The organism is Qipengyuania sp., from assembly GCF_048550555.1.
GTDB lineage: Bacteria > Pseudomonadota > Alphaproteobacteria > Sphingomonadales > Sphingomonadaceae > Qipengyuania.
In genome coordinates this window covers 152,290-176,388 of sequence record NZ_JBLYYF010000039.1, presented here as the reverse complement: position 1 = coordinate 176,388, position 24,099 = coordinate 152,290, and the positions used below count along the sequence as shown (strand labels likewise).

Annotated in this window: 21 protein-coding genes and 2 tRNA genes; 11 read left to right on the top strand and 12 right to left on the bottom strand. The window is 65.4% G+C overall.

All coding sequences use genetic code 11. The annotated features are described in order from the left end of the window. Nucleotides 1–63 precede the first annotated feature (63 nt). The 5 genes from ACN4E0_RS10395 to ACN4E0_RS10375 all read right to left on the bottom strand — a co-directional run bounded on the left by ACN4E0_RS10395 (nt 64) and on the right by ACN4E0_RS10375 (nt 8,159). On the bottom strand, nt 64–4,860 hold the full coding sequence (locus ACN4E0_RS10395; RefSeq protein ID WP_419567606.1) for a hypothetical protein: 4,797 nt from the start codon (nt 4,858–4,860) through the stop codon (nt 64–66). A gap of 104 nt (nt 4,861–4,964) precedes the next feature. Further along, complete coding sequence (locus ACN4E0_RS10390) at nt 4,965–5,102, bottom strand: hypothetical protein (RefSeq protein WP_419567605.1); 138 nt, start codon at nt 5,100–5,102, stop codon at nt 4,965–4,967. A 50-nt stretch (nt 5,103–5,152) separates the two neighbouring features. Then, nucleotides 5,153–5,812: a hypothetical protein gene (locus ACN4E0_RS10385; protein ID WP_419567603.1), complete on the bottom strand. Its 660-nt coding sequence runs from the start codon at nt 5,810–5,812 to the stop codon at nt 5,153–5,155. A gap of 97 nt (nt 5,813–5,909) precedes the next feature. Then, nucleotides 5,910–7,973 (bottom strand): hypothetical protein, encoded by a 2,064-nt coding sequence (locus ACN4E0_RS10380; protein ID WP_419567601.1) that lies wholly within the window; start codon nt 7,971–7,973, stop codon nt 5,910–5,912. A gap of 109 nt (nt 7,974–8,082) precedes the next feature. Then, a tRNA-Pro gene (locus tag ACN4E0_RS10375) sits at nt 8,083–8,159 on the bottom strand. A 108-nt stretch (nt 8,160–8,267) separates the two neighbouring features. Between ACN4E0_RS10375 and thyA the strand changes: the two genes are divergently transcribed. The 5 genes from thyA to ACN4E0_RS10350 all read left to right on the top strand — a co-directional run bounded on the left by thyA (nt 8,268) and on the right by ACN4E0_RS10350 (nt 13,607). Continuing rightward, a complete protein-coding gene (thyA, locus tag ACN4E0_RS10370; protein ID WP_419567600.1) occupies nt 8,268–9,242 on the top strand; it encodes a thymidylate synthase in 975 nt (324 codons plus the stop codon). 79 nt (nt 9,243–9,321) lie between these two features. Then, nucleotides 9,322–10,623: a 3-methyl-2-oxobutanoate dehydrogenase (2-methylpropanoyl-transferring) subunit alpha gene (locus ACN4E0_RS10365; protein ID WP_419567599.1), complete on the top strand. Its 1,302-nt coding sequence runs from the start codon at nt 9,322–9,324 to the stop codon at nt 10,621–10,623. Between the two features lie 56 nt (nt 10,624–10,679). Further along, the gene (locus ACN4E0_RS10360; protein WP_419567653.1) at nt 10,680–11,678 is read left to right on the top strand and encodes an alpha-ketoacid dehydrogenase subunit beta; all 999 of its coding nucleotides are present in this window, start codon (nt 10,680–10,682) and stop codon (nt 11,676–11,678) included. 5 nt (nt 11,679–11,683) lie between these two features. After that, nucleotides 11,684–12,985, top strand: coding sequence for a dihydrolipoamide acetyltransferase family protein (locus ACN4E0_RS10355; RefSeq protein WP_419567598.1), 1,302 nt, complete (start codon nt 11,684–11,686; stop codon nt 12,983–12,985). A 34-nt stretch (nt 12,986–13,019) separates the two neighbouring features. Beyond that, complete coding sequence (locus ACN4E0_RS10350; protein WP_419567597.1) at nt 13,020–13,607, top strand: YdeI/OmpD-associated family protein; 588 nt, start codon at nt 13,020–13,022, stop codon at nt 13,605–13,607. 42 nt (nt 13,608–13,649) lie between these two features. Here the strand turns inward: ACN4E0_RS10350 and ACN4E0_RS10345 are convergent, their stop codons facing one another. Beyond that, nucleotides 13,650–13,784 carry a hypothetical protein gene (locus tag ACN4E0_RS10345; protein ID WP_419567595.1) on the bottom strand — a complete coding sequence of 45 codons (135 nt, stop codon included), beginning with the start codon at nt 13,782–13,784 and terminating at the stop codon, nt 13,650–13,652. Nucleotides 13,785–13,964: 180 nt separating this feature from the next. Between ACN4E0_RS10345 and ACN4E0_RS10340 the strand changes: the two genes are divergently transcribed. After that, nucleotides 13,965–14,041: transfer RNA gene (locus ACN4E0_RS10340), tRNA-Asp, on the top strand. 11 nt (nt 14,042–14,052) lie between these two features. Here the strand turns inward: ACN4E0_RS10340 and ACN4E0_RS10335 are convergent. From ACN4E0_RS10335 to ACN4E0_RS10310, 6 genes are all read right to left on the bottom strand, one after another. Continuing rightward, a complete protein-coding gene (locus ACN4E0_RS10335; RefSeq protein ID WP_419567594.1) occupies nt 14,053–15,132 on the bottom strand; it encodes an MBL fold metallo-hydrolase in 1,080 nt (359 codons plus the stop codon). A 4-nt stretch (nt 15,133–15,136) separates the two neighbouring features. Continuing rightward, nucleotides 15,137–16,561 (bottom strand): MFS transporter, encoded by a 1,425-nt coding sequence (locus ACN4E0_RS10330; RefSeq protein ID WP_419567593.1) that lies wholly within the window; start codon nt 16,559–16,561, stop codon nt 15,137–15,139. A 52-nt stretch (nt 16,562–16,613) separates the two neighbouring features. Beyond that, a complete protein-coding gene (locus tag ACN4E0_RS10325) occupies nt 16,614–16,829 on the bottom strand; it encodes a DUF2842 domain-containing protein (RefSeq protein WP_419567592.1) in 216 nt (71 codons plus the stop codon). Beyond that, nucleotides 16,826–17,398 carry a 5-formyltetrahydrofolate cyclo-ligase gene (locus ACN4E0_RS10320; protein ID WP_419567591.1) on the bottom strand — a complete coding sequence of 191 codons (573 nt, stop codon included), beginning with the start codon at nt 17,396–17,398 and terminating at the stop codon, nt 16,826–16,828. The genes ACN4E0_RS10325 and ACN4E0_RS10320 overlap by 4 nt, the downstream gene beginning before the upstream one ends. A 244-nt stretch (nt 17,399–17,642) precedes the next feature. After that, entirely contained in the window at nt 17,643–17,966 is a 324-nt protein-coding gene (locus tag ACN4E0_RS10315; protein ID WP_419567590.1) for a cell division protein ZapA, read from the bottom strand. After that, nucleotides 17,963–18,169, bottom strand: a complete 207-nt coding sequence (locus tag ACN4E0_RS10310) for a hypothetical protein (RefSeq protein WP_419567588.1) — start codon at nt 18,167–18,169, stop codon at nt 17,963–17,965. Before ACN4E0_RS10310 ends, ACN4E0_RS10315 begins: the two co-directional genes overlap by 4 nt. Before the next feature lie 179 nt (nt 18,170–18,348). Between ACN4E0_RS10310 and tkt the strand changes: the two genes are divergently transcribed. Genes tkt through ACN4E0_RS10285 form a run of 5 tightly spaced genes read left to right on the top strand, consistent with a single transcriptional unit; the run spans nt 18,349 to nt 24,099 of the window. Then, a complete protein-coding gene (gene tkt / locus ACN4E0_RS10305; RefSeq protein WP_419567587.1) occupies nt 18,349–20,328 on the top strand; it encodes a transketolase in 1,980 nt (659 codons plus the stop codon). A gap of 16 nt (nt 20,329–20,344) precedes the next feature. After that, entirely contained in the window at nt 20,345–21,352 is a 1,008-nt protein-coding gene (gene gap / locus ACN4E0_RS10300) for a type I glyceraldehyde-3-phosphate dehydrogenase (RefSeq protein WP_419567585.1), read from the top strand. 10 nt (nt 21,353–21,362) lie between these two features. Beyond that, nucleotides 21,363–22,562 carry a phosphoglycerate kinase gene (locus ACN4E0_RS10295; RefSeq protein ID WP_419567584.1) on the top strand — a complete coding sequence of 400 codons (1,200 nt, stop codon included), beginning with the start codon at nt 21,363–21,365 and terminating at the stop codon, nt 22,560–22,562. Further along, nucleotides 22,559–23,014: a PaaI family thioesterase gene (locus ACN4E0_RS10290; RefSeq protein WP_419567583.1), complete on the top strand. Its 456-nt coding sequence runs from the start codon at nt 22,559–22,561 to the stop codon at nt 23,012–23,014. The genes ACN4E0_RS10295 and ACN4E0_RS10290 overlap by 4 nt, the downstream gene beginning before the upstream one ends. 5 nt (nt 23,015–23,019) lie before the next feature. After that, on the top strand, nt 23,020–24,099 hold the full coding sequence (locus tag ACN4E0_RS10285; protein WP_419567582.1) for a serine hydrolase domain-containing protein: 1,080 nt from the start codon (nt 23,020–23,022) through the stop codon (nt 24,097–24,099).

Genomic DNA, 24,099 nt, shown 5'->3' with positions numbered 1-24,099 from the left:
AGAGCGGGCCGACCCGCGGTCTCCTTCGTGGATCGTCCGTCGGGATACGACGGGTGCGTCGCCTCAGCGGCCATCCGCGAAGTCGGCGATCAGTTCGCGGGCGGCGGTTCCGCCGGCATCGGCGAGTATGCCCAGGATCCTGCGCACCGCCCGACGCACGTCCTGCGGCTCGGAGCGGAGCGGCCTGAGATACGCTGCCGCCCGGTCACCGAGGCCGGCATAGCTCCAGAAGGTCTCGTCGCTCCCGTGTCCTGCGACCCAGAGCTGCAGCCAGGCGACGAAGTAGCGGCTGCGCTGGGGGACGTCCATTCTCTCGACGATGGCCAGCGACGCGACGGCGGCCGCCGGGAGATGCGCGGTCTCGCGGACCCAGACATCGATGTCCTTCAGGACATGACCCAGGTGCGGCCAGTCCGGCGGCAGCGGGGTCATGTAGGGTCCCATCATCCCCGCGGCCGTCAGTCCCTGCGGCAGGTGGTCATGCGATCCGCGCCGCTTCGGCATGGCGTTGTCGATTAGCCACCGGGCGGCCGGGCGCCATGCGGACCAGAAGCCTTCGTCCGGCGGGCCGCCGCTCTCGACGAGCGCGGTCGCGAGGGCGTCGAGGTATTCCCCGATCAGGTCCTCGGGCCGGTCGCGGTATCCGAAACGGGTGAGGGCGGTCCACTCATCCCCCCCGTGCGTGAAAGCGAAGCGTCCCATCGTCCTCGCAAGCTCGTGGGCCCATTCGTAGGGGAACTGGCGATCGAAGCGCTCCGTGTCCTCGCTGTAGAGGCGCGTCCATTCGGCGAGTGCGGCGAAGTAGCGCGAGAAGCGCGCCCGATCCTCCTCGTCGTGCACGATCCGGGCCCAGTCGATCACCTTGAAGAGCGCCGGCGCCCTGGTCCAGTCCAGCATGCGCTTCGCCGGCATCAATGCCACTTCGGCCGGCAGCGGCCACTTGCCGGTCCAGATGAGCCTTCTGCCATGGGGCGGCGGCGGGAGGCGGGGAGGGCGCTCGAGACCGATGCGCGGCACCGAAGCCGCCAGCCCCCGTCGGTCCTCGACCGTCCGGCGCAGCGCCTTCTCCCGCTGCGCGTCACGCCACCACCACCCGACGTGGATGACACACGTATCGAGTGCGGCGACGTGCAGGCGACGAACGAGATCCGGGCGCCGATCCCAGTCCAGTCCGGCGAGCAGGGTCGCGCAGACCGCATCGAGCCGGTGGACGGCCAGCCTCGCCGCCATCGCATCGATCCTCGCGTCCTGGGGCTCGCGCGAGACCAGGGCGGCGATCCCCCAGGCGGCGAGATCCTGGAAATCATCGAACAGCATGGAAGAGGGGATCATGTCCTCGCGGTCGCCCGCACCCGCCGCGTGGAGCAGCCAGTCCGTGACCCACTCGCGCTCGTGCCCGAGGGCAGCGTCATCGAGATGCCGCGCCGCCACGGCGGCCGTCCCGACGATCGCGGACCCGCCGAGCCGCCGCGCGAACTCGATGTGCTCGTTCTGCGTCTCCAGATCCTCGGCGAGCCGGCGCGCCTGCTCGATCGCGCCCTCCACCGTGAACCCGTCGGCCACGCTGCCGTCCTCGCGCGTCTTCCTGACCCAGTTGGAGAGAGCCATCGCCCTTCCGGTCAGTTCCGAAGCCTCCTCCTGCTCCTCGATGTCGGCGACCACCTCGTCCGGCGGGGTGATGCTGACGCTGATGCCCTCCTCCGCGCTCTCGAACGTGATCCGGCTGCGGTCGGCATCCGAACGGTACCGCTCGATCCGGGCCGACCGCTCCTCGACCAGTTCGGGAACCCCGAGCTCCTCGCGGAAGTCGGCGAGATCCTCGTGCGTCCAGGCGAGCCGCGCTTCCTCGAGCATCTCCTGCGCGGCGCCGCCGGCCATCAATCGGAAAGGGAGCAGCAGCGCATGGTGGAGAGGCCGCCGTGCGGCGTGACGCCGGTAGTTGGCCTCGATCGCCTCGACATGCTGCGGGGCGCAGTTGAAGTAGCCGATCCGGTGCGCGGAACCCTGATCATCGAGATGCCGACGGATGTCGTATTCCCACAGGCGGGGCCGGGCGAGGAAGGGCGCGGCGGCGTCGATGACGCCTTCCTCGTTGACCCGCTCGTGCATCAGGCCGAGCAGGGGCGAGGCGGTCGCGACGAGGCCGTGATCGGCGAGGACGAGATCGATGAGCTCGGCGACCGGTCTGCCGGCCGCCGCCTGCTCCTCCAGCCAGTCGTCCAGCGCCAGATAGGCCGAACCGAGCGCGTGGGGACCGAGCACACCGCGCGCCCAGCGATAGACCGCGTCGTAGCCCCACAGCCGCACCTCGCGGTGGCCGAGATCGATGACGAGCGGGATCGGCCGCTTGCCGTCGTGGCACTTCATGAACCAGCGCCAACTGACGCTCGCCCGCCGTTCGAGCGCATGGAAGACGCGCAGGGCCTCGGCCTCATCGGTGCGGAAAAGCTGGTCGAAGCCCGCGCGCAGCGGCGATGAGGGTGACGTCTCGCGCTCTCCGCGCAGTCCCGCCGTGTTGTGATCCAGCCAGGAGAAGAGCTGGGGGCCGAGGACGCCGTCCCTGTAGGTCCGTCGGCGGGGTGGAACGAACTGCGCGATGCACATGTCCGCCCACTCATGGGGGAAGAGTTCCGGCAGGATACCGGGGTCCTCGAGCAGCTTGCGCCGTTCCTCCCGCAGGCGTTCTACAGCGGCCAGGCGGACCAGATACTCCCTCGCGCTGTCCGGAGAGGACCGTGCGCAGTTCGCGACGGTCTCGCGCAGGCGGTCGCCGATCTTCTCCCAGGCATCGTAACCGGCGAGCTCCAGTCCGAAGGGATCGCGCCGGTCGTTCCAGTCGGTGGGGTGTTCCGCGTCCTCGATCTCGGTCAGCCAAGACAGGGCGATGCGCGCCATGCGCTGCGACAGGCCGTTCGGCATGCGCGCCATGGCACGAGCGAACAGGCCGGAGATCTCGGACAGCCGCGACACGAGGGAGGCGGGCCAGGATTCCCACTTGGGAAGCGACCAGTGCAGGAACGGCGCCCATGCGGCGAGCTTGGGCTGGCGCCAGTACGCCGCGATCCGGTACCGCGTCGCCTCGTCGCGATCGGCGAGGAAATTCAGCACGTTCTCGTCGAGAGCGGTCTCGAACACGAGGAGCGTGTCGAGCATCCGTCGGAGCAGCCCGGCGTCCTCGGCCAGGAGATCGTCCTCCAGCGCGTCGAGGACGGTTGAGCTGCCCTCGGAACGCAGCGGTGCGGAAAGCACCGCCCTGCTCCACGAAGGATCGAGATCGGGCGCCGCGTCCAGATCCGCGAGGAGCGCCGCCCACCCTTCGCGGTCGCCGCTCTCGAGGTGGCCCCTCGCGAGCAGACCGATCGCCTTCAGCCACCAAAGCGGTTCACCGGCGCCCGCCAGGACGGCGGCGGTCTCGCCCCGGCGCGCGGCGAGCCGGCGGGCGATCAGCCAGTCCTCGTGCACGTCATGGGTGAAGCGGACGGCGTCCGTGCCCGGGACCGCACTGATCGCGCCTTCCTCGAGAAGGGTGCGGAGCCCTTCGGGATCGAGCGAGGCCCGCGAGACGGGACGCTGGGGCGCGTCGAGCAGCCGCTCCCCCATCTCGGCGAGCGCACGGCCGCGCCTCTCGACCTTTCCGGGGCTGACCCAATCCCCCGTCGCCCAGGCTTCGGCGACATCGAGCTCGCCGAACCGTCCGGTCGGCGGAGCATCACGCTTCAGCAGTTCGCGGATGAGGAACAGGGACCTGTTCTGACCGCCCAGGTCCCTCCGTCCCAGGACCGCCGAGAACTGACCGAACGCACGGGAGAGTTCCGCGCATTCCTCGTCGTCGAGCGTGCCGACATCGATGCGTCGACCGGCGCCCGCGAATCCGCACGCCGCCAGTGCATCTGCGACAGCCTCGCGATCCTGGTACGCCCTCGCGCTGGCCAGGATCCGGAAGTCCTCCCGGTGCGGGCTGGCGGCGATCTCACGCAACAGATCCAGGACGACCTCGCGCCGCTCGGAGGTCAGGAGCCTGTCGGCGCCGTCGATCACTATCAGCGACGGACCCTTCTTCGCCATGCCTTCGAGCAACGCGGACACGGGGGAGGTGACCCCCAGCTGCGCCAGGTGGGACGACAGCGAGCGCGCCGAGATCCTGTTGTCGCGCAGGACGAGGCTGGGGCATTCGAAGCGTTCGGCGAGCCGGCGGACGAGGCCGGTCTTGCCGCTTCCGCCTTCGCCGACCAGGCGGACGATCCGCTGGTCGGTAAGGGCTTCGTCGGCGGCCTTCCAGATCCGGCTCCGCAAGAGCGTCAGGCTCGTTCCCGCATGATGTAGGACATCGTCCATCCCCGCCACGGCGATCCTGCCGTCCTCGTGCAGACGCTCGAGGTCGTCGCTCAGAGCGAGCTGCTCGGGATAGAACTCGCGGATGACCTCCTCGTGCTGTGCGATGTGAGCGAGGAGAGAATCCCAGCCGAGGATGTCGACCGCGAAGCCGCCTCCCTTCACGCGAGCGGTGGAGACCGTCCTCGCATGCTTCTGCAGGTTCTGGTCGTCTTGCGCGGTCGTCACGAAGATCCAGCGCTTCAACGGAGGCCGGAAACCCTCGGCTTTCGCGAGCTCCTCATCGAACTCCGCGGTCGTCGCCTTGGCTCCGAAACGCCCGTCCTTGCCCTTGCACTGGACGCCGATCCACTCACCGCTGCCGACAGGATGCTCCACGAACACGTCGACGCCGTGCTGGGCCTGGCCTTGGCGGCCGTTCTTCGCCGCCAGTGGGTTGTCATAAATAGCCGCGAACAGCGCACGGGTAAGATCCTCGAACTTCGCCCAGTCTCGCGGTGGCGGTATCTGTTTGTCGAGGAAATCCATCAGGCCGGTTCTGGCAGCTCGACGCGGCCACGCCAAGAATGCCGGTGCTGGTCATGACCCGATATCCTTCACCAAAGGACGGAGGTGTCGCGGAGAACGGCGGATCAATCGAGTGCGCGACGGAACGCACTGCTCGCGAGAGCCGCGATCGCGAGAAACCGCTCGCGGTGATGGCCTTGGCGCGTCTTGACGGACAGGCCGATCAAGGTGGCGCTCACGAAGTCCGCGACCTGACCGGCCACCTCGCTACGATGCGCTCCCACGAAACGACGGATGAGTGCCTTTCAGCAAGCTACGCTTCGGAGATAGATGGGTAAATTTTCAGGGCAGTGAGATCGGAGGGGTAGGGGATCAGTATTTCGGCTTCACCCCGGTCGTTAAGAAAGGCGAACGCTTCACTCTCGTCGACCCTGGCAGACAAAATCACTGGTTCCGCTGTGATGCCCCAGCGTCGCGGCCACTCATGTGCATAGAATGATGCGACCTCACGATTGAGTGTCCAACTGACGCCTGATGCGACCTTGTTAATTACGCCGGTTCCTCCACGATAGACGGTCAGCGGGAAATTCATAGTGTTGAACTCCCGCTCTTCCGTTGACGACATCAAGTGTGCGCCCCATTCTTCGATGAATTCTTCCAACGTGAAAAACGTGGCATCCTCAAGTGATGAGACGGCGCTGCTAATGTATGAACCAATTCTGATGCCGCCGACGTAAGGTTCGCTATCCCAAGCGTGGCGTAGTGCGCCACCTGCCATTGCTCTATTTAAATCGCCATCTTCAAGCCACGTGTCGATAATAGAAGCAATCAATGCTATTCTTGCATGATCGCTAAGACTTAGAAAGATCGAAGAACCTTTTTCGCGGTCTCTTGTCCATGCTTTCATGCCTGCGGGGTTGAGTCGGAAAAAGTCGGCAGTGTTTGGCAACTCGTGCCAATTCTTGTCGTTCATGATCCAGCTCCCATTGAGAAAGGCACATTGGCCGCAAGGGCCAAACGCGGGGTAATCGGCGCTACCCGCAAAAGACGCGCTCAGAACGCACTAAACATCACTTTCTGAGAATGCCCGAATCAGAACGGAGACGCCGATGGCGACCTGAACCAACGCGGGAGCGCGCCTCAATCGGAAGAAGCCGGATAGGTCTGGGATCGAGGTGGTTGGTAATTACCGGCACGTATCGTTTCAGAAACTCCATCCGCTCGCGAAGCACGACATCAAGGCCCTCAGTCTTGATGCGCTTCGAATAGTGCTTGGCGTTCGTCCCGGAACGGGCATGTCCCATGATGTCAGCTCGAATGATTTCGTTGACTCCATCCACCTCATAGAAAGAAGAGCCTAGCGCCCTGATGGAGTGGATATCAGGCCCTTTGCCCTTGTTGTTCACTTTGACCTCCATGCGATCGAAGATCCACTGGACCATGAACCGCCATGCGCGATCGTAAAACTGGGCACCGCCTCGTTTAGTCTCGAAGAGGTAGAGTTCAGGGAAGAGGGCGACATGGCCTTCTCTGCGGATGGCTTCGACGTAGTCTAAGAATCCGAGGCGAATGAGTTCGGCGTGGAGAGGTATCTTGCGGCGGCGTGCCAACCTCTTCTCACCGCCCTTTTCTCCGTCCCTGCCTCGAGTGAGGTTGTCCCTGATATGGATGTGAGGGACCGGATGATCGACTAACACGTCCGCGATCTCCAGGCCGCAAACCTCCTCCCGGCAGGCGTGGGTATAATACCATATCAGAGGCGCCCAATAAGCAGCATCGTGCCACACTTGGGGGCTTAGGCTGTCTGTTTTTAGCCGCTTCTTTCCTGGACCGCCGCCGCAATAGAGCGGTGATCGGAACAGGCATTCAAGCTGTTCCTTCTCCCAAGGGGGCCGCAGGTCACTGGTGTCTTCCTGCGGGATAGCCATAGTCGCTGCGGCGAAGTTCATTACAACGGCACCCGGAATTCTGGGTTTCCACGCCGAGCGCTCCAAGTGCTTCGCTACCGTGCTCATTGTGCTCAGATCGCGGTTCACAGTTTTGAGGCTGCGCTCGAGCTCAGGGGTCAACTTCGGCAGTTCCTCCTGAACCTCTTCGAAGGGTCGCGACATGTTCCCCTTCTTCAGCGTCCCAAACCTGAAACCCCTTGCCGGGATGAGTAGCAATCTCTGCACATATGTCTCGACGTCGCGATGATCGTAAGAGCCAAGTTCACGGTCGCCGGTCATCCAGGCGAAGCATTCCATGATCATCCGCTGCTGTTTCAGGTCCCCTTTCCACACCTTCTTTCGCTTCAGCGTAGCGAGAGTATCTTCGATGACTTCGCTGAAGCGGCGGCTATCGTAGATTGCGAACGGGCAATCCGTAGTTGGCGAGGGCAAGGGCAGGCCTGGCTTTGAGGCCAGAGCTATCGCAGCGTTGGCCCGGCAGAGAAGAGCTTTCACCTCGGGAGAAAGCTCGCCCAGGTCCGCCATCATAGTCCGCAAAGGGTCGGCCGCGTCCAGGACGTCCTCGTCGAATACGCGTTGCGCCCGCGTGCTGGCGGAAGCGCCCGCACGGATCATGTGGGTCCGAGCAGCAGCAATGTTGGATTCGGTAGGCGTCGCGCCAATCGCTGTCAGGGCAGCACTGACGTATTCGTCGGATAGATCACCGCGTATCTGTTCGACCAGGGGGCGTGCCCATTCGGGCGTCAGGTCCGTTCCGCACTGTGCCGATTTGGCGGCGTCGAGCCTGTCAATCTCAAAGGGATCTATATCGTAGCGCGGATCAGGAAGGCGAAGCTGCCGGTAAGCCTCGCCATGGCGGGCTGCTTCTTCCGTAACCGAGGAGGACCATGGGGCGTTTTCGTAGGCGGCCGAAAGCCAAGAGCCGAGTTGCTGCTCGAGCTCCCGCCGAAAGATCGCTTCGATCTCAATGCCGGTCAGGTTGCGCTGGCCTTCCAGCATTGTCTTCACATCCGCCCTAACAATTACGAAACGCGCCGAGAGGATCGCCACGCGCTCACGCGCGGCGCCTGGATCGGCAGTCTGCAACGCCAAGGTTAGCGGCTTGGAGATAATATTTCGGAAATGTATTCGGCGGCGGAACGAATAGCGGCCCTCAATCCGGATGGTGAAGGGTATACGGCTCATCGATAACGACCTTCCCGCATGTGCTTCCGCTATGTGTGTTGGTCGTGTGACCAACACGGGGCGGAAACCCATGCTAAAAGGCGGAAATCTGCGGCTTAGCGCGCTAAAATGGTCGGGGAGAGAGGATTCGAACCTCCGGCCCCTGCCTCCCGAAGACAGTGCTCTACCAGGCTGAGCTACTCCCCGACCGGATCGGCCCGCCGCGTTTCTGGCGCTGCGGGTGCGAAGCAGGCGCGCCCTATAGGTGTGGATTGCGAGGCACGCAAGCGGGCATTTACGACAAATTCGGGTTAGATGCCCGGCATCGACCAAGTGAGCCCCGAAGCCGTGTCCCAGCCGCATTACGAACAGCAGTATCTCGACCTGATGGAGCGCATCTGGCGCGAAGGCGATCAGCGCGAGGACCGCACCGGCGTGGGCACGCGCTCGGTGTTCGGCGCGATGCTGCGATTCGACCTGACCGAAGGCGCCATGCCGCTGGTCACCACCAAGCGGGTCTATTGGAAGACCGCCACGCGCGAGCTGCTGTGGTTCCTCACCGGCAACACCAACATCCGTCCGCTGGTGCTGCAGGGGGTGAAGATCTGGAACGAGTGGCCGCATGCCCGCTATGTCCGGGAAACCGGCGAGCAGCTCGCGCTCGAGGATTTCGTCCAGCGGATCGCCGAGGACGAGGGTTTCGCCGAACGCTGGGGCGATCTCGGCCCGGTCTACGGCAAGCAATGGGTCGACTGGCCGACCTACCAGCCGGTTGCCGGCGGGCTGTTCCGCAAGGGGCGGGGGATCAATCAGGTCGCCGAGGTGATCGAATCGCTCAAGGCCAATCCCGGCAGCCGGCGCCACATCATCGAGGGATGGAACGTCGCCGAGCTCGAGGCGATGGCGCTGCCGCCGTGCCACAAGACCTACCAGTTCCAAGTCGCGGGGAGCGAAACCGGGAGGGGGCGGCTCAACTGCCTGCTCTACCAGCGCAGCTGCGACGTCGCGCTGGGCCTGCCCTTCAACCTGTGGTCGGCGGCGCTGCTGACGCGGATGATCGCGCAGCAAGCCGATCTCGAGCCGGGCGAACTGGTGTGGACCGGCGGCGACACGCATCTCTATCTCAACCACCGGCACCTGGTGGAGGAACAGCTCGCGCGGGAACCACGCGGCCACCCGCGGCTTGAGATCATGCGGCGTCCGCCGACGATCTTCGACTATGCAATTGAGGATTTCGCGGTTCACGACTACACGCCGCACGGGCCCATCAGCGCGCCCGTCGCGGTGTGATCCGGCGCTGACTTGACCGTATCCCACTCGTGAAATAAAATAACGCGCAAGCGTAAGATTGCGTCTGGGAGACGATTCTATGGCCGACAGGCCCGAGGGTAGTGCAGCGAAGGGGGGCAATCGCCCCAAACTTTCGCTGCATGTTCCCGAACCCAAGTTCCGACCGGGCGACACGGTCGATTTCTCGCATATCGATGTGCCCGAGGCTGGCAGCATGGCGCGGCCCGACGAGGCCTGCGACCCCGCCGAGATGCGCGACATGGCCTATGGCCTGGTGCGCGTGCTGGGCGAGGACGACAAGGCGCACGGTCCGTGGGACCCCAAGCTCGATCCCGATACGCTGCGCGCGATGCTCGGCCACATGGCGATGACCCGCGCCTTCGACGAGCGCATGTTCCGCGGGCAGCGACAGGGCAAGACCAGCTTCTACATGAAGTGCACCGGCGAGGAGGCGACCAGCGTTTCCGCCAGCATGGCGCTCGCCGCCGACGACATGGTCTTTCCCAGCTATCGCCAGCAGGGCATATTGATCCAGCGCGGCTATCCGATGATCGAGATGATCAACCAGATCTACTCGAACAAGGGCGACAAGCTGAAGGGCCGCCAGCTGCCGATCATGTATTCGAGCCGCGAGCACAGCTTCTTCACCATCTCCGGCAATCTCGCCACGCAGACCCCGCAGGCGGTGGGCTGGGCGATGGCCAGCGCGATCAAGGGCGACAGCCGCATTGCCGCGACCTGGGTGGGCGAGGGCAGCACCGCGGAAGGCGACTTCCATTCGGCCTGCACCTTCGCCACCGTCTACAACGCGCCGGTGATCCTCAACGTGGTCAACAACCAGTGGGCGATCTCGAGCTTCAGCGGGTTCGCCGGGTCCGAACGGACCACCTTCGCCGCGCGCGCGCTGGGCTATGGCCTCGCCGGGCTGCGGGTCGACGGCAACGATCCGCTCGCCTGCTATGCCGCCGAGCAATGGGCCGCCAACCGCGCGCGCGCCAATGCCGGGCCGACGCTGATCGAATTCTTCACCTACCGCGCCGAGGGGCATTCGACCTCGGACGACCCGAGCGGTTATCGCAGCGCGCAGGAGCGCAGCGAATGGCCGCTGGGCGATCCGGTGATGCGGCTCAAGAACCACCTTATCGCGATCGGCGAGTGGGACGAGGAGCGGCAGGAACAGATGGACCTCGAGGCGGCCGAGCACGTCAAGAAGGTCACCAAGGAAGCCGAGGCCAACGGCATTCTCGGCCACGGCCTCCACCACCCGTTCCGCACCATGTTCGAAGACGTCTTCGAGGAACTGCCTTGGCATCTCAAGGAGCAGAGCGAGCAGGCGATCCACGAGCGCGAGACCAAGTTCCCGGGAGGGCTCGACCTGTGAGCACCGAGGTCAAGGAAACCGAAGCGGCGCCGCAGGGCACCGAACGCCGCCTCAACATGATCGAGGCGATCAACGACGCGCTCGACGTGACTATGGGTCGCGATCCCGACGTCGTGGTGATGGGCGAGGACGTCGGCTATTTCGGCGGCGTGTTCCGCTGCACCGCCGGACTGCAGGAGAAATACGGCAAGACGCGCGTGTTCGACACGCCGATTTCCGAATGCGGGATCATCGCCGTGGCGGTAGGGATGGGGGCCTATGGCCTGCGTCCGGTCCCCGAAATCCAGTTCGCCGACTATATCTATCCCGGGCTCGACCAGCTGATCAGCGAAGCGGCGCGGCTGCGTTACCGTTCGGCAGGCGAATATATTGCGCCGATGACGGTGCGTTCGCCCTTCGGCGGCGGCATCTTCGGCGGCCAGACGCACAGCCAGAGCCCCGAAGCGATCTTCACCCATGTCTCGGGCCTCAAGACGGTGATCCCGGCCACGCCCTATGACGCGAAGGGCCTGCTGATCTCGTGCATCGAGGACAACGACCCGGTGATCTTCTTCGAGCCCAAGCGGATCTACAACGGTCCGTTCTCCGGCTATTACGACAAGCCGGTCCAGCCGTGGAAGAAGTTCGACGCGAGCCTGGTGCCCGAGGGCCATTACACGATCCCGCTGGGCAAGGCGCGGCGGGTGACCGAGGGCGAACAGCTGACCATCCTCGCCTATGGCACCATGGTCCATGTGGTCGAGGCCGTGTGCCGCGAGAAAGGCGTCGAGGCCGACATCCTCGACCTGCGCACGCTGGTCCCGCTCGACATCGAGGCGATCGAGGCCTCGGTCGAACGCACCGGGCGCTGCCTGATCGTCCATGAGGCGACCCGCACCAGCGGCTTCGGCGCGGAGCTTTCGGCGCTGGTGACCGAGCGCTGCTTCTTCCATCTCGAAGCGCCGGTCGAACGCGTGACCGGCTTCGACACGCCCTATCCCCACAGCCTCGAATGGGCCTATTTCCCCGGCCCGATCCGCATCGGCGGGGCCATCGACAAGATTCTGAGCGAGTAACGCACATGGCGAAATTCACCTTCAAAATGCCCGATATCGGCGAAGGCATCGCCGAGGCCGAGATCGTGCAGTGGCACAAGGCTGTCGGCGACACGGTCAACGAGGACGAGGAATTCGTCGACATGATGACCGACAAGGCGACCGTGCCGATGGAAAGCCCGGTCACCGGCAAGATCCTCGAAATCGCCGGCAGCGAGGGCGAGATGGTCTCGATCGGCTCGATGCTGGTGGTGATCGAGGTCGAGGGCGAAGTGCCCGACGAGGTCATCGAGGAGAACGAGGCGGCGAGCGACGCGGCCCCCGCCCCCAGGGATGCGGATGTCGAGGAGCGGATCGAGGTCGAAACCTCCGACGCCGGCGATGCTGACGATGCCCTGGCCGCCGATCCCGAACCCGAGCCCCTGCCCGCGCCGACCCCGGCGCCCGAGCCCGCGGCGCATGCGAAGGTGCTTGCCACCCCTGCGGTGCGCAAGCGCGCCAAGGACCTCGGCATCGACCTGGCGCAGGTGAAGCCGGCCGAGGACGGTCGCATCCGCCACGGTGATCTCGACGCCTTCCTGTCCTACAGCGGCGGCTATGCGCCCGCTGCCCGCCCGCGCGGCGACGAACAGGTCAAGGTCATCGGCATGCGGCGACGGATCGCCGAGAACATGGCCGCGTCGAAGCGCAACATCCCGCATTTCTCCTATGTCGAGGAATGCGACGTGACCGAACTCGAAGCGCTCCGCGCCCAGCTCAACCGCGAGCGCGGCGACCGGCCCAAGCTGACCATCCTGCCGCTGCTGATCGCCGCGATCTGCAAGACGCTACCCGACTTCCCGATGATCAACGCCCGTTACGACGACGAGGCGGGCGTGGTCACGCGTCACGGCTCGGTGCACATGGGCATGGCCGCGCAGACCGATGCGGGGCTGATGGTCCCGGTGATCAAGGACGCGCAGGCGAAGAACCTGTGGCAGCTCGCCAACGAGATCACGCGTCTCGCCGAAGCGGCGCGGACGGGCAAGGCGAAGAGCGAGGAACTGCAGGGCGGCACGCTGACCGTGACCTCGCTCGGCCCGCTCGGCGGCGTTGCCACCACGCCGGTCATCAACCGTCCCGAAGTCGCCATTATCGGCCCCAACCGGATCATCGAACGGCCGATGTACGTCACCGGCAGCGACGGGATCGAGCGGATCGAGAAGCGCAAGCTGATGAACATCTCGATCAGCTGCGACCACCGCGTGGTCGACGGCTGGGATGCGGCGAGCTTCGTCCAGGCGCTGAGGAAAATGCTCGAAAGCCCGGCGCTTATCCTCGTCGCCTGATTGGTCTAGCATGGCACCTCATACGGAGGGTGCCATGAAGTCCGATCCGCGAGTCGATGCCTATATCGCCAAGGCTGCGCCCTTCGCGCAGCCGATCCTCGCGCGCATTCGCGAGCTTGCCCATGCCGCGCTTCCCGAGGGCGAGGAAGGGATCAAATGGGGCATGCCGCACTTCATGCTCGGCGGAAAGAACGTCGCCGGGATGAGTGCATTCAAGGCGCATTGCGCCTTCGTCGTCCACGGCGAGGGTCGGCAGGGCGCGAAGGAGGGCATGGGCGCCTACGGCAAGATCGCCGCGCTAGACGACCTTCCGCCGCGCGAGGAGATGATCGCCAGCATCGTGGCCGCGGCCGAAAGGGTGGCGACGCAGGGGAGCGCGACGGCCGGAACCAAGCGTACACCGAAGCCCGAACTGCCCGTACCCGACGATCTCGCCGCGGCGCTCGAGGAGCGGCCCGCGGCGAAGGCGGTGTTCACAGAATTCGCGCCCTCGCACCGGCGCGACTACATCGAGTGGATCACGGAAGCCAAGCGCGAGGCGACGCGTGCCAGCCGGCTGGCGCAGGCAGTCGAGTGGATCGCCGAAGGCAAGCGGCGCAACTGGAAATACGAGAACTGCTAGGGGGCTAGGAATGTGCTGTGGCGGTCGGTCTGCGTTGGCGGGCTAGGGCGCGACCGGCGCGATGACGGGCACCGAATAGGCGGACTGCTGGATGGCCATGGCCGATTGTGTGGCGCAGCCGCCGGCCCCCAGCATGGCGATCGAAAGGCCGAGAAACAGCTTGGTCAGCATGGTCATCCCCGCGCCGTTCCCGATGGGGAGCGACCATCCAATTCTCACGGAGAAATGTGAAAATGGGGTAAAATCGACGCCCCCAAACGGCTTGCGGGAAAAGTGCAAAAAAAGCGCAATATCTTCCATTGACAGGAATCGGACCCTGCCTTAGTGGCGCGGCTCCCAAGCGGTGCAACGCTTCAAGCGGGTGTAGCTCAGTTGGTTAGAGTGCCGGCCTGTCACGCCGGAGGTCGCGGGTTCGAGCCCCGTCACTCGCGCCACTTGGGACATTTCACAAGAGATTGTCGAATGTGATTTCCCTGCCCTTTGAGGGCAGGGAAATCAGCATGCCGTCCTCCGCCAGTTCCAGCCTCCCGTCGAACTCTTCGGCCGCATCCTCGAGGAAGGCGGAGCCGATGATCGCCGCCGGCGGGGCGGGCACGAGGTGATAGAGCACGAGCGCCTCGACGCCTGCTTCCTGCGCCAAAGCCGCCGCTTCGGCCGGTGTCGTATGGTAATCGGGAATATCGGCCATGATCTTCGCCCCCGCGCGATTGCCGCGTGCGCCAAGCGCCGCGCCGATCTTCCCGACCATCCGCGGGTTGAGCGCTTCGTGGAACAATATGTCGGCGCCTTCGGCGAAGCGGATCAGCGCGGCGGTGCGCTTGGTATCGCCGCTGATGACGATCGCCCGGCCGCCGTAATCGATGCGATAGGCGAGCGCGTGATCGACCGGGAAGTGGTCGACCTCGAGCACGCGGATGGTCACGCCGTCCGCCTGGTAGACGGGCGTGCCCGCAGGGTCTTCCGCGGCGAGATCGATGATCCTGGCCTCACCGCCGAAACCCTTCGGGCGGGCGACCTCGGGGCCGTGATGGGCGATGCGATATCCGCGATCGGGCGCATAGGCCTGGGCAAAGCCCGCCACCACGCGGTCGGTGCCCTCGGGGCCGTAGATCGGCAGCGGTGTGTCGCGCTGGCCCGCGATCCAGGCCTGCAGCATCAGCTCGCCGAGACCGTCGATATGGTCCGAATGGAGGTGGGTGAGGAAGGCCGCATCGAGCCGGTCCATGGGGAAGGCGCGCGGCTGGAGCTTGCGGATCGCGCCCGAACCGGCGTCGAAGATGAAGGCGCGCTGGCCCGCGATCACCGCGATGCAGGGCCCCGCGCGCTGCGCGTCGGGCAGGGGCGAGCCGCTGCCGCAGACATAGGCGTGGAGGCCGTCGGGCCAAGCCGCGACGCGGTCGACCCCCGCATTGGCCTCGACCGCGCGATCGAACAGGCGCTCGCCGATCTGCCGCTGGGCCAGCAGATAGACCAGCAGGATGGTGACGACCGCCACTCCCAGCGCGATGGCGATCTTCCTGCCCATGGTCCTATCCTCCCTGTTCGGCGAGCCTGCGCAGATTGTCCTCGTGGCTCTGCTTGTCGATCCGGTAGCGCGTGACGAAGGCGAGTGCGGCCAGCCACAGGAACAGCAGCGCGGGCGCATAGAAGGCGCCGAGGCGCCACAGCGTATCGGGATCGACCGTCGCGGGATCGGCCCCTTCGGGGAAGTCGATCAGCGACAGGATCAGCCCCGCGGCGAGCACGCCGAGCCCCTGCGTCGTCTTCCGCGTGAAGGTCATCGCGGCATAATAGACGCCTTCGGAACGCCGCCCGGTGCGCAGCTGGTTCGATTCGACGAGGTCGGCGATCATCGAATAGGCCACCGCCTGGACCGCGATGATCAGAGCGAGGTCGATCACGTTGATCCCCAGCACGAGCGGGAAGAGCAACGGATCGCCGTTCTCTGGCATCAGCCCCACCAGCCGCAGCAGCACGGGGGCGGGCTGGATGGTGAAGGCGAACAGGCCGAGCACGATGGTTGCGCGCTTCTTCCCGAGTTTCCGCGTCGTCCAGGGTGCCAGGAGGAAGCCGAGCAGTGCCGAGAAGAAGACGGTACAGGTCCAGATGAAGATCTGGAATTCGCTGAACCCCCAGAAATAGTTGAGCATCAGGAAGGCCAGCGCGGCCGACAGACCGGTGGCGATGGCGAACAGCACGGTGGCGAAGAATAGGGCGAGAAAGCTCTTTTCACTCAGCGTTTCGACCATCTCGCGGAATATTCGCCGAAGGCTGTAGCGCTCTCCCGTCTCGACCGGACGGTGGAGGTAGGGAATCCGGCTATGCGTGCCCAGTGCGGAGATCATGATGGTGGCGAAGATCAGCAGCGAGGCCACGATGCCGTAGGTCGCATAGGCGTGCGGGTCGCGCATGCCGAGCGGCCCGGTCAGCAACGCACCGAACATCACGACGCTCATCAGATTGCCGCCCGACCAGCCGAAGAACAGGCGATAGGCCTGCAGGCTGGTGCGCTCCTCGTAATCGCGCGTGAGTTCGGGAATGAGCGCCGAGCTGGGGGTTTCGTAGAAGGTGATGAAGGTGCGGATCAGCACCGCCAGCGCGGTGAGATAGAAGAACAGCCCGGTCTGGCCCCAGTCGGGCGGGTTCCACAGCAGGAAATAACTCAGCGCCACGGGCAGTGCGGCGGCGTACATGAAGGGATGGCGGCGGCCCCAGCGGCTGCGCAGATTGTCCGACCAGTAACCGACCAGCGGGTCGCTGATCGCATCGGCCACCAGCGCGATCAGGATGGCGAGACCGACGAGTCCCGGCTCGAGCCCGATGACCGTGCCGTAGAACAGCAGCAGGAAATAGTCGAAGCCGTTGTTCTTGATGCCGAAAGCTGCCGCGCCCGATCCATGCGCCAGCTTGAGCCATACCGATGGTTTTTCGGCCATCGCCGCCTGTGTCGCCATATCCGCTCCCTCTCCCGGCAGTGAGGCTAGGGCAGGGTGGGCGGCTTGGCAATCAGCCCCAGCGGCCGGTTTCCATCCAGATCAGGAAGCGGCGCAGCGGTAGCAGCCAGATCAGGCCCAGCGCGACGTAGACGAGCGTCTGCACCAGCGTCGGCCAGTCTCCGATGAGGGCCGGGGCATAACGCGCGATCACGAGACCGTAGATCGCCAGTGCCAGCAGCAAGCCGAGGATGCCGACGGGGATGCGCCAGGTGGGTTCTTTCCTCATGCGAACGGTCCGTAAAAGCGGGTTGGGGTGACCACGGCGGCGAGCGGTACGTCGTGCGGTTCGACCGGCAGGGCCTCGACCAGCTGGCAGTCCCAGGCCAGCCCGATCGCGGTCGTACCCGGATGACCGGCGAGCCAGCGATCGTAATGCCCGCCTCCCTGGCCGAGCCGCGCGCCTTTCGCGCCGAAGCCGACCAGCGGCACGAACAGGACCTGCGGTTCCGTCACCGCAGCCGCGGATTTCGGCTGGAGCAGCCCGAACGGTCCCGTCTCGAGATCGCTTTCCTCGAACGGATCGGTGAAGCATGCAAACTCCATCGCGGCGCCCCTGTGGGCGAAGCGCGGCAGGGCAAGCTCGTGGCCCTGTTCGAAGAAATGCCGGGCATAGGCGGCTGTCGGTGCTTCGAAGGGATCGGCGCGATAGAGGCCGATCGTGGCCCCCTCGGGAACGAGGCCGAGCAGGGGACCGGGCGGACGCCTGAACACCAGCGTGCGCATGCTCTCGGGCAGCGCATTCACATGCTGGCGCCGGGCGGTGCGCAGCTGCTTGCGGAGATCGGATTTGGTCACGGGGGCGCTCCTAAACGCTGGAATTCGGGGCGTCCATCCGCGGCATATAGGTTGCAGGCAAGTGGCGGGACCACCATGGGTCGTTTCCGGCGAAATCCTCTGACGCCTAAACGTCAGGTGGGTACCGTATGCCCCAATCCCACGGCCGAACCGGTGGACCAGGGCAGGGACAGCTCCCTTGGATTGCTTATAGCCTCAGGGATGTTCATGCGGCTCGTGCCGGGCAGCCCCGCCGATACTGTATCTAGGAGCCCTGAGCCCCACCCTCAAGGGTCGATGCCGCATTCTCCAGCGCGGCCGCGATGTGTTCGAGCTGCGCCGCGAGGCGTTCCGTATCGACAACGGGTTGCGGAGGCATACTCGGCTCCTCCTTCGCCTCGTCGAGTTCGTCGGCGAGCAACAGGGCGGCGAAGAGCAGGTTCTTCGCCTCGTTGGTCGAGAGGTTGGCGCCCATCGAGGCGAGCTTGTCGTCGACCATGCGGGCGAGCCGCCGGACGTTGTCTTCCTGTCCGTCGGCGCACGAGACGGTGTAGGTGCGGCCGCCCACGTCGAGCCTGACGTCGCTCACTGGCCGAGCCCTTCGATCAGCGCATCGAGTTCGGCGATGCTGGACGAAACCTTTTCGCGCAACGCCTCGTGACGGGCGACGAGTTGGGCGTTGTTCGAGGCGCCCGCCCCTCCGGCGTGCGTAGCGAGCGCCGCCTGCGTTTCGACCCGTGCCAGCGCGCGATCGATCCGGTCGATGGCATTTTGGATGCGTTCGGAACTCATGACCGCGCGAGAATACCAAAATAGTTTCAAGATGGCAAAGGTTTGAGCCTCTCTGTTGATAAGTGGGATGAGGGAGGGGGCGGCTGTGCATGGCGGCGGGCCCGGGTTGACCTCGCGCGCGCGCTCCGCGAAGGCTTCGCGCGCGTCGAATCGGCCCCTTTTCCCGGAGAATTTTTCCTATGAGTCTCGACACCGCTCGCATGGTCCAGATGGCCAATGCCATCAGGGCGCTTTCGATGGATGCGGTGCAGGCGGCCAATTCGGGACATCCCGGCATGCCGATGGGCATGGCCGATGTCGCGACCGTCCTGTGGAGCGAATATCTCAAGCACGATCCCGCGGCGCCCAAATGGGCCGATCGCGACCGCTTCGTGCTCTCGGCCGGCCACGGCTCGATGCTGATCTACTCGCTGCTTCACCTCTCCGGCTATGCGCAGCCGACGATGGAAGACATCCGCAATTTCCGCCAGATCGGCAGCCCCTGCGCGGGCCATCCGGAAAACTTCCTCCTCGAAGGCGTCGAAAGCACCACCGGACCGCTGGGCCAGGGTCTCGCCATGGCGGTCGGCATGGCGATGGCCGAGCGCCATCTCAATGCCGATTTCGGTGACGACGTGGTCGATCACCGCACCTGGGTGATCGCCGGCGACGGCTGCCTGATGGAAGGCATCAACCACGAGGCGATCGGGCTTGCCGGGCACCTCAAGCTGGGTCGGATGATCGTGCTGTGGGACGACAACAACATCACCATCGACGGTTCGACCGACCTGTCGACGAGCGAGGACATCAAGGCGCGCTACGAAGCGACCGGCTGGCACGTGGTGAGCTGCGACGGCCATGATTTCGACGATATTCGCCGCGCTATCGACGAGGCCATCGCCCATGAGCGCCCCTCGCTCGTCGCCTGCAGGACTGTGATCGGCAAGGGCTCGCCCAACAAGCAGGGGACCAGCGCCACGCATGGCGCCCCGCTCGGCGAGGACGAAATCTCCGCCGCGCGCAAGGTCCTCGGCTGGGATGCAAAGCCGTTCGAAGTTCCCGAGCAGGTCCTTACCGACTGGCGCGGCACGGCCGAGCGCGGCGCGAAGGCGCATGCCGATTGGGATGCCCGTGTCGCCGGCCACGCGCGGAAGGGCGAATTCGAACGCCGCATGGCGGGCGACCTGCCCAAGGGCTTCAGCCTCGACAACTATATCCAGTCGCTGATGAAGGAGCCGGTCAAGGTCGCCACCCGCAAGGCGAGCGAAATGGCGCTGGCGCAGATCAACGCCAAGCTGCCCGAGACCATCGGCGGCAGCGCCGATTTGACGGGGTCGAACAACACCAAGGCCGGCGGCATCGGACCCTTCACCGCCGACGATTATGCGGGCCGCTACGTCTATTGGGGCATCCGCGAATTCGGCATGGCCGCGGCGATGAACGGCATGGCGCTGCATGGAGGGGTAATCCCCTATGGCGGCACATTCCTCGTCTTCACCGACTATTGCCGCGCGGCGATCCGCCTGTCGGCGCTGCAGGAACTGCGCGTGATCTACGTGATGACGCACGACAGCATCGGGCTGGGCGAGGACGGTCCGACGCACCAGCCGATCGAACATGTCCAGTCGCTACGCATGATGCCCAACCTCCTTGTCATGCGCCCGGCCGATGCGGTCGAGACCGCCGAGTGCTGGGATATCGCGCTGCGCCAGACCGATCGTCCGACCGTGCTCGCGCTGAGCCGGCAGAACCTGCCGCAGGTGCGCAACGCGCCCGACGAGACCGACATGTCCTCCAAGGGCGCCTATCGCCTCAAGAAGGCGGGGGCGAAGCGCCAGGTCGTGCTCGTCGCCACCGGCTCGGAAGTGCATATCGCGCTCGACGCGGCCGCCGCGCTCGAAAAGCAGGGCGTCGGTGCGGATGTCGTCTCGATGGTCTGCACCGCGCTGTTCGACGAGCAGGACGCGGCCTATCGCGCTGAGATGCTGCCTGCCGATGCGCTCAAGGTCTCGGTCGAGGCCGGCACCACTTTCGGCTGGGAACGCTATGTCGGCAGCGACGGGCTGACGATCGGCATCGACCGCTTCGGGGCCAGCGCCCCAGCTGAGGATCTGTACCGCAAATTCGGCCTCACGGCGGACGCCATCGTTCCGCAAATCATGAACAAATTGAACGGTTAAGCAGGAGTTCTTACCCATGGCGACCAAGGTTGCAATCAACGGTTTCGGACGTATCGGGCGCCTCGTGGCGCGCGCCATCCTCGAACGTGACGACCACGATCTCGAGCTCGTCAGCATCAACGACCTGGCCGACACCAAGTCGAATGCGATCCTGTTCCAGTACGATTCGACCCATGGCCGCTTCCCCGGCACCGTCGAGGTCGGCGACAACGCCATCATCGTGAACGGCAAGTCGATCGCGGTGACCAGCGAGCGCGATCCCGGCAACCTGCCGCACGGCGAGCAGGGCGTGGACATCGTGCTCGAATGCACCGGCTTCTTCCAGTCGGACGAAGCCTGCCGCCCGCATCTCGCGGCAGGCGCCAAGCGCGTGCTGATCTCGGCCCCGGCAAAGGGCGTCTCGGCCACGATCGTCTATGGCGTGAACCACGAAGTGCTGACCGCCGAGGACGTGATCGTCTCGAACGCCAGCTGCACCACCAACTGCCTCTCGCCGATGGCCAAGGTGCTGCACGAAACCGTGGGCATCGAGCGCGGCTTCATGACCACGATCCACAGCTACACCAACGACCAGCGCATGCTCGACCAGATGCATTCGGACATGCGCCGGGCCCGCGGTGGTGCGCAGAACATGATCCCGACGACCACCGGCGCCGCGCGCGCGGTCGGTCTCGTCCTGCCCGAACTGGCCGGCAAGCTAGACGGCTCGAGCGTGCGCGTCCCGACACCCAACGTCAGCCTCGTCGACCTGGTCTTCACCCCCGGCCGCGATACCAGCGCCGAGGAGCTCAACGCCGCGCTCAAGGCAGCCGCGGAAGGCAAGATGAAGGGCGTGCTCGACTACACCGACCAGCCGCTCGTCAGCAGCGACTTCAACCACTATCCGGCCAGCTCGACCATCGACAGCCTCGAAACCAGCGTGATGGAAGGCAAGCTCTGCCGCGTCGTCAGCTGGTACGACAATGAATGGGGCTTCTCGAACCGCATGATCGACACCGCCGGCGTGATGGCGAAGTTCCTCTGAGGACGGAAATATGAGCAGTTTCAGGACCCTGGACGACCTTGGCGACGTAACCGGCAAGGTAGCGCTAGTACGCGTCGATCTCAACCTGCCGATGCAGGAAGGCCGTGCCAGCGACGTGACGCGGGTCGAGGCGGTCGCGCCGACTATCCTCGAGCTCGCCGACAAGGGCGCCAAGGTTCTGCTGCTCGCCCACTTCGGCCGCCCCAAGGGGCAGCGCCATTCGACCATGAGCACCAGCATGGTGCAGGGCGATGTCGAGCGCGTGCTGGACAAGGAGATCATGTTCATTCCCGAGGTCATGGGCCCGGTGGTCGAACAGTCGATCGGCATCCTCGGCAATGGCGACATCGGCCTGCTCGACAATGTCCGCTTCTGGCCCGGCGAAGAGGCCAATGATCCAGAATTCGCCAGGGGCATCGCCGCCCATGGCGATTTCTACGTCAACGATGCCTTTTCCGCCGCGCATCGTGCGCATGCCTCGACCGAGGGACTGGCGCATTTCCTTCCCGCCTATGCGGGTCGCGCGATGGAAGCCGAACTGAAGGCGCTCGACGCCGCGCTCGGCAATCCCGAACCGCCCGTCGCGGCGGTGGTCGGCGGGGCCAAGGTCTCGACCAAGCTCGACGTGCTCGAGAACCTCGTCGGCAAGGTCCAGCACCTCATCATCGGCGGGGGCATGGCCAACACCTTCCTCGCCGCCAAGGGAGTCGATGTCGGCAAGTCGCTGTGCGAGCACGACCTCACCGCGACGGCCAACCGCATCATGGACGAGGCCGACCATTCCGGCTGCACCGTCCACCTGCCCTACGATGTGGTCGTGGCGAAGGAATTCGCCGCCAACCCGCCGTCCTTGCGCACCTGCAACGTCCACGAGGTCGCCGAAGACGAGATGATCCTCGATGTGGGCCCGCTCGCGGTCGAGGCCCTGGGCGACGTGCTCAAGACCTGCCGCACGTTGGTGTGGAACGGACCGCTCGGCGCCTTCGAGATCGAACCCTTCGACGCGGCCACCGTCGCGCTCGCACGCACCGCTGCGGCGCTGACCGAGGACGGCTCGCTGATTTCTGTCGCCGGGGGCGGCGATACGGTCGCGGCGCTGGCGCATGCCGGTGTGAAGGACGACTTCACCTTCGTTTCGACCGCGGGCGGGGCCTTCCTCGAATGGATGGAGGGCAAGGACCTCCCGGGCGTCGCGGCGCTGAAGGCATGAGCGAGAACGAAGCCGTCGGGTCGAGCGGTGGGCTCGCGCCCATCACCGAAGGCGAATGGGCCGGCTGGTCGACCTGGCAGAGCGACGCTTTCGAGCAGCGGGCGGGGCCCTTCTACGAACGGCGCGAGGATGACGGCACGATGGTCGCCGCCTTCCGCGCCGAAGAGCGCCACATGAACGGCGCCGGCTTCATGCACGGCGGCTGCATGATGACCTTCGCCGACAGCGCGCTGTTCACCATCGCCACCGATGCGCTGGCCGGTTCGCACGGCGTGACCATGCACCTGGCGGGCGATTTCCTCGATCCCGCGCGTGTCGGCCAGCTGATCGAGGCGCGCGGCGAGGTCGTGCGTGCGGGCGGCAAGACGATCTATGTCGTCGGCATGATCCGCGCCGACGGCGCGCCGGTGCTGAGCTTCAACGGCATCATCCGGAAAATCACCAGGAGATAAGACCCTTGCGTTTCCTCTGCCTGTTCGCTCTGTTGCTGGTGTCCTCGGTCGCGGGGGCCCAGACGAGGGAACCGGTGGACGAATTCGCAGGCTTCGACGCTTTCCTCTCCGGTTTCCGTGTGGAGACCGGAACACCCGCGCTGAGCGCGGTGATCATCCGCGACGGCCAGATTGCCTGGGAAGGCTATTATGGCTGGTCCGACGACGAGGGAGAAGTTCCGACCTCCGCCGACACCACCTACAAGATCGCCTCGACCACCAAGCCGATCGCCGCGACCGCTATCATTGCCGAGGCGCTGGCGGGCGGTCTGTCGCTCGACCTTCCCATGTCGTCGGACGACGGTTTTGCCGACACCTGCGAATGGCTGAGCGGGTCGCCGATACCCTTCGGCAGCGGCGGGGAAGACCGCCATGGCAACGCCATTGCGCCGATGGATTGCGCAAAGCCGCTGACGCTCGCGCAGATGCTCGACATGCGCGCCAATGGTGACGCCTTCGTCTACAATCCGATCGCCTATGCGCGGATCGACCGTGCGATCAGCGGTGCGGGGGGCCGGGACTTGCGCGCGATCGTGCGCGACCGGGTCGCGGAGCCGGCGGGCATGCGCAACACCGCGCTCGGTTGGCGCGATCCCGAAGGCGGCGATGCATTGCGCTTCCTCGCGCCGCCGTTTCACGTGGTCGACGGGCGCCCGGTCAAGCAGGTGCTGCCCGACGACGATTTCCGTGCCGCGGCAGGGATTATCGCCAGCCCGCGGCAAATGGCCGCTTTCGACATCGCCTTCGATGCGGGCGCGCTGATCCCGCCGACGATGATCCGCGAACTGGTCGAGGCCGAGATCGGCCCGCTGGGCGACTATCGCCGCGGCTGGTGGCTCGAAGACTGGGACGGCCAGCGGCTGATGTGGCATTCGGGCTGGAACGAGCAGAAGGGCTCGGCACTCTATCTCAAGGTCCCGGACAAGCGCCTGACGCTGATCGTGCTCGCCAACACCGAGGCGCTCTGGTGGGGGAATTCGCTGGTCAAGGCCGAGGTCGTCGAAAGCCCCATCGCACGGCGCTTCCTCGAGGAGTTTGCGCGCTAG

Coding starts and splice junctions, on each gene's coding strand:
- ACN4E0_RS10395 (WP_419567606.1), bottom strand. CDS start 4,860: ATGGATTTCCTCGACAAACAGATACCGCCACCGCGAGACTGGGCGAAG.
- ACN4E0_RS10385 (WP_419567603.1), bottom strand. CDS start 5,812: ATGAACGACAAGAATTGGCACGAGTTGCCAAACACTGCCGACTTTTTC.
- ACN4E0_RS10310 (WP_419567588.1), bottom strand. CDS start 18,169: ATGAGTTCCGAACGCATCCAAAATGCCATCGACCGGATCGATCGCGCG.
- ACN4E0_RS10295 (WP_419567584.1), top strand. CDS start 21,363: ATGAGCAGTTTCAGGACCCTGGACGACCTTGGCGACGTAACCGGCAAG.
- thyA (WP_419567600.1), top strand. CDS start 8,268: ATGCCCGGCATCGACCAAGTGAGCCCCGAAGCCGTGTCCCAGCCGCAT.
- tkt (WP_419567587.1), top strand. CDS start 18,349: ATGAGTCTCGACACCGCTCGCATGGTCCAGATGGCCAATGCCATCAGG.
- ACN4E0_RS10360 (WP_419567653.1), top strand. CDS start 10,680: ATGATCGAGGCGATCAACGACGCGCTCGACGTGACTATGGGTCGCGAT.
- ACN4E0_RS10355 (WP_419567598.1), top strand. CDS start 11,684: ATGGCGAAATTCACCTTCAAAATGCCCGATATCGGCGAAGGCATCGCC.
- ACN4E0_RS10350 (WP_419567597.1), top strand. CDS start 13,020: ATGAAGTCCGATCCGCGAGTCGATGCCTATATCGCCAAGGCTGCGCCC.
- gap (WP_419567585.1), top strand. CDS start 20,345: ATGGCGACCAAGGTTGCAATCAACGGTTTCGGACGTATCGGGCGCCTC.
- ACN4E0_RS10330 (WP_419567593.1), bottom strand. CDS start 16,561: ATGGCGACACAGGCGGCGATGGCCGAAAAACCATCGGTATGGCTCAAG.
- ACN4E0_RS10345 (WP_419567595.1), bottom strand. CDS start 13,784: ATGACCATGCTGACCAAGCTGTTTCTCGGCCTTTCGATCGCCATGCTG.
- ACN4E0_RS10380 (WP_419567601.1), bottom strand. CDS start 7,973: ATGAGCCGTATACCCTTCACCATCCGGATTGAGGGCCGCTATTCGTTC.
- ACN4E0_RS10365 (WP_419567599.1), top strand. CDS start 9,322: ATGGCCGACAGGCCCGAGGGTAGTGCAGCGAAGGGGGGCAATCGCCCC.
- ACN4E0_RS10325 (WP_419567592.1), bottom strand. CDS start 16,829: ATGAGGAAAGAACCCACCTGGCGCATCCCCGTCGGCATCCTCGGCTTG.
- ACN4E0_RS10290 (WP_419567583.1), top strand. CDS start 22,559: ATGAGCGAGAACGAAGCCGTCGGGTCGAGCGGTGGGCTCGCGCCCATC.
- ACN4E0_RS10335 (WP_419567594.1), bottom strand. CDS start 15,132: ATGGGCAGGAAGATCGCCATCGCGCTGGGAGTGGCGGTCGTCACCATC.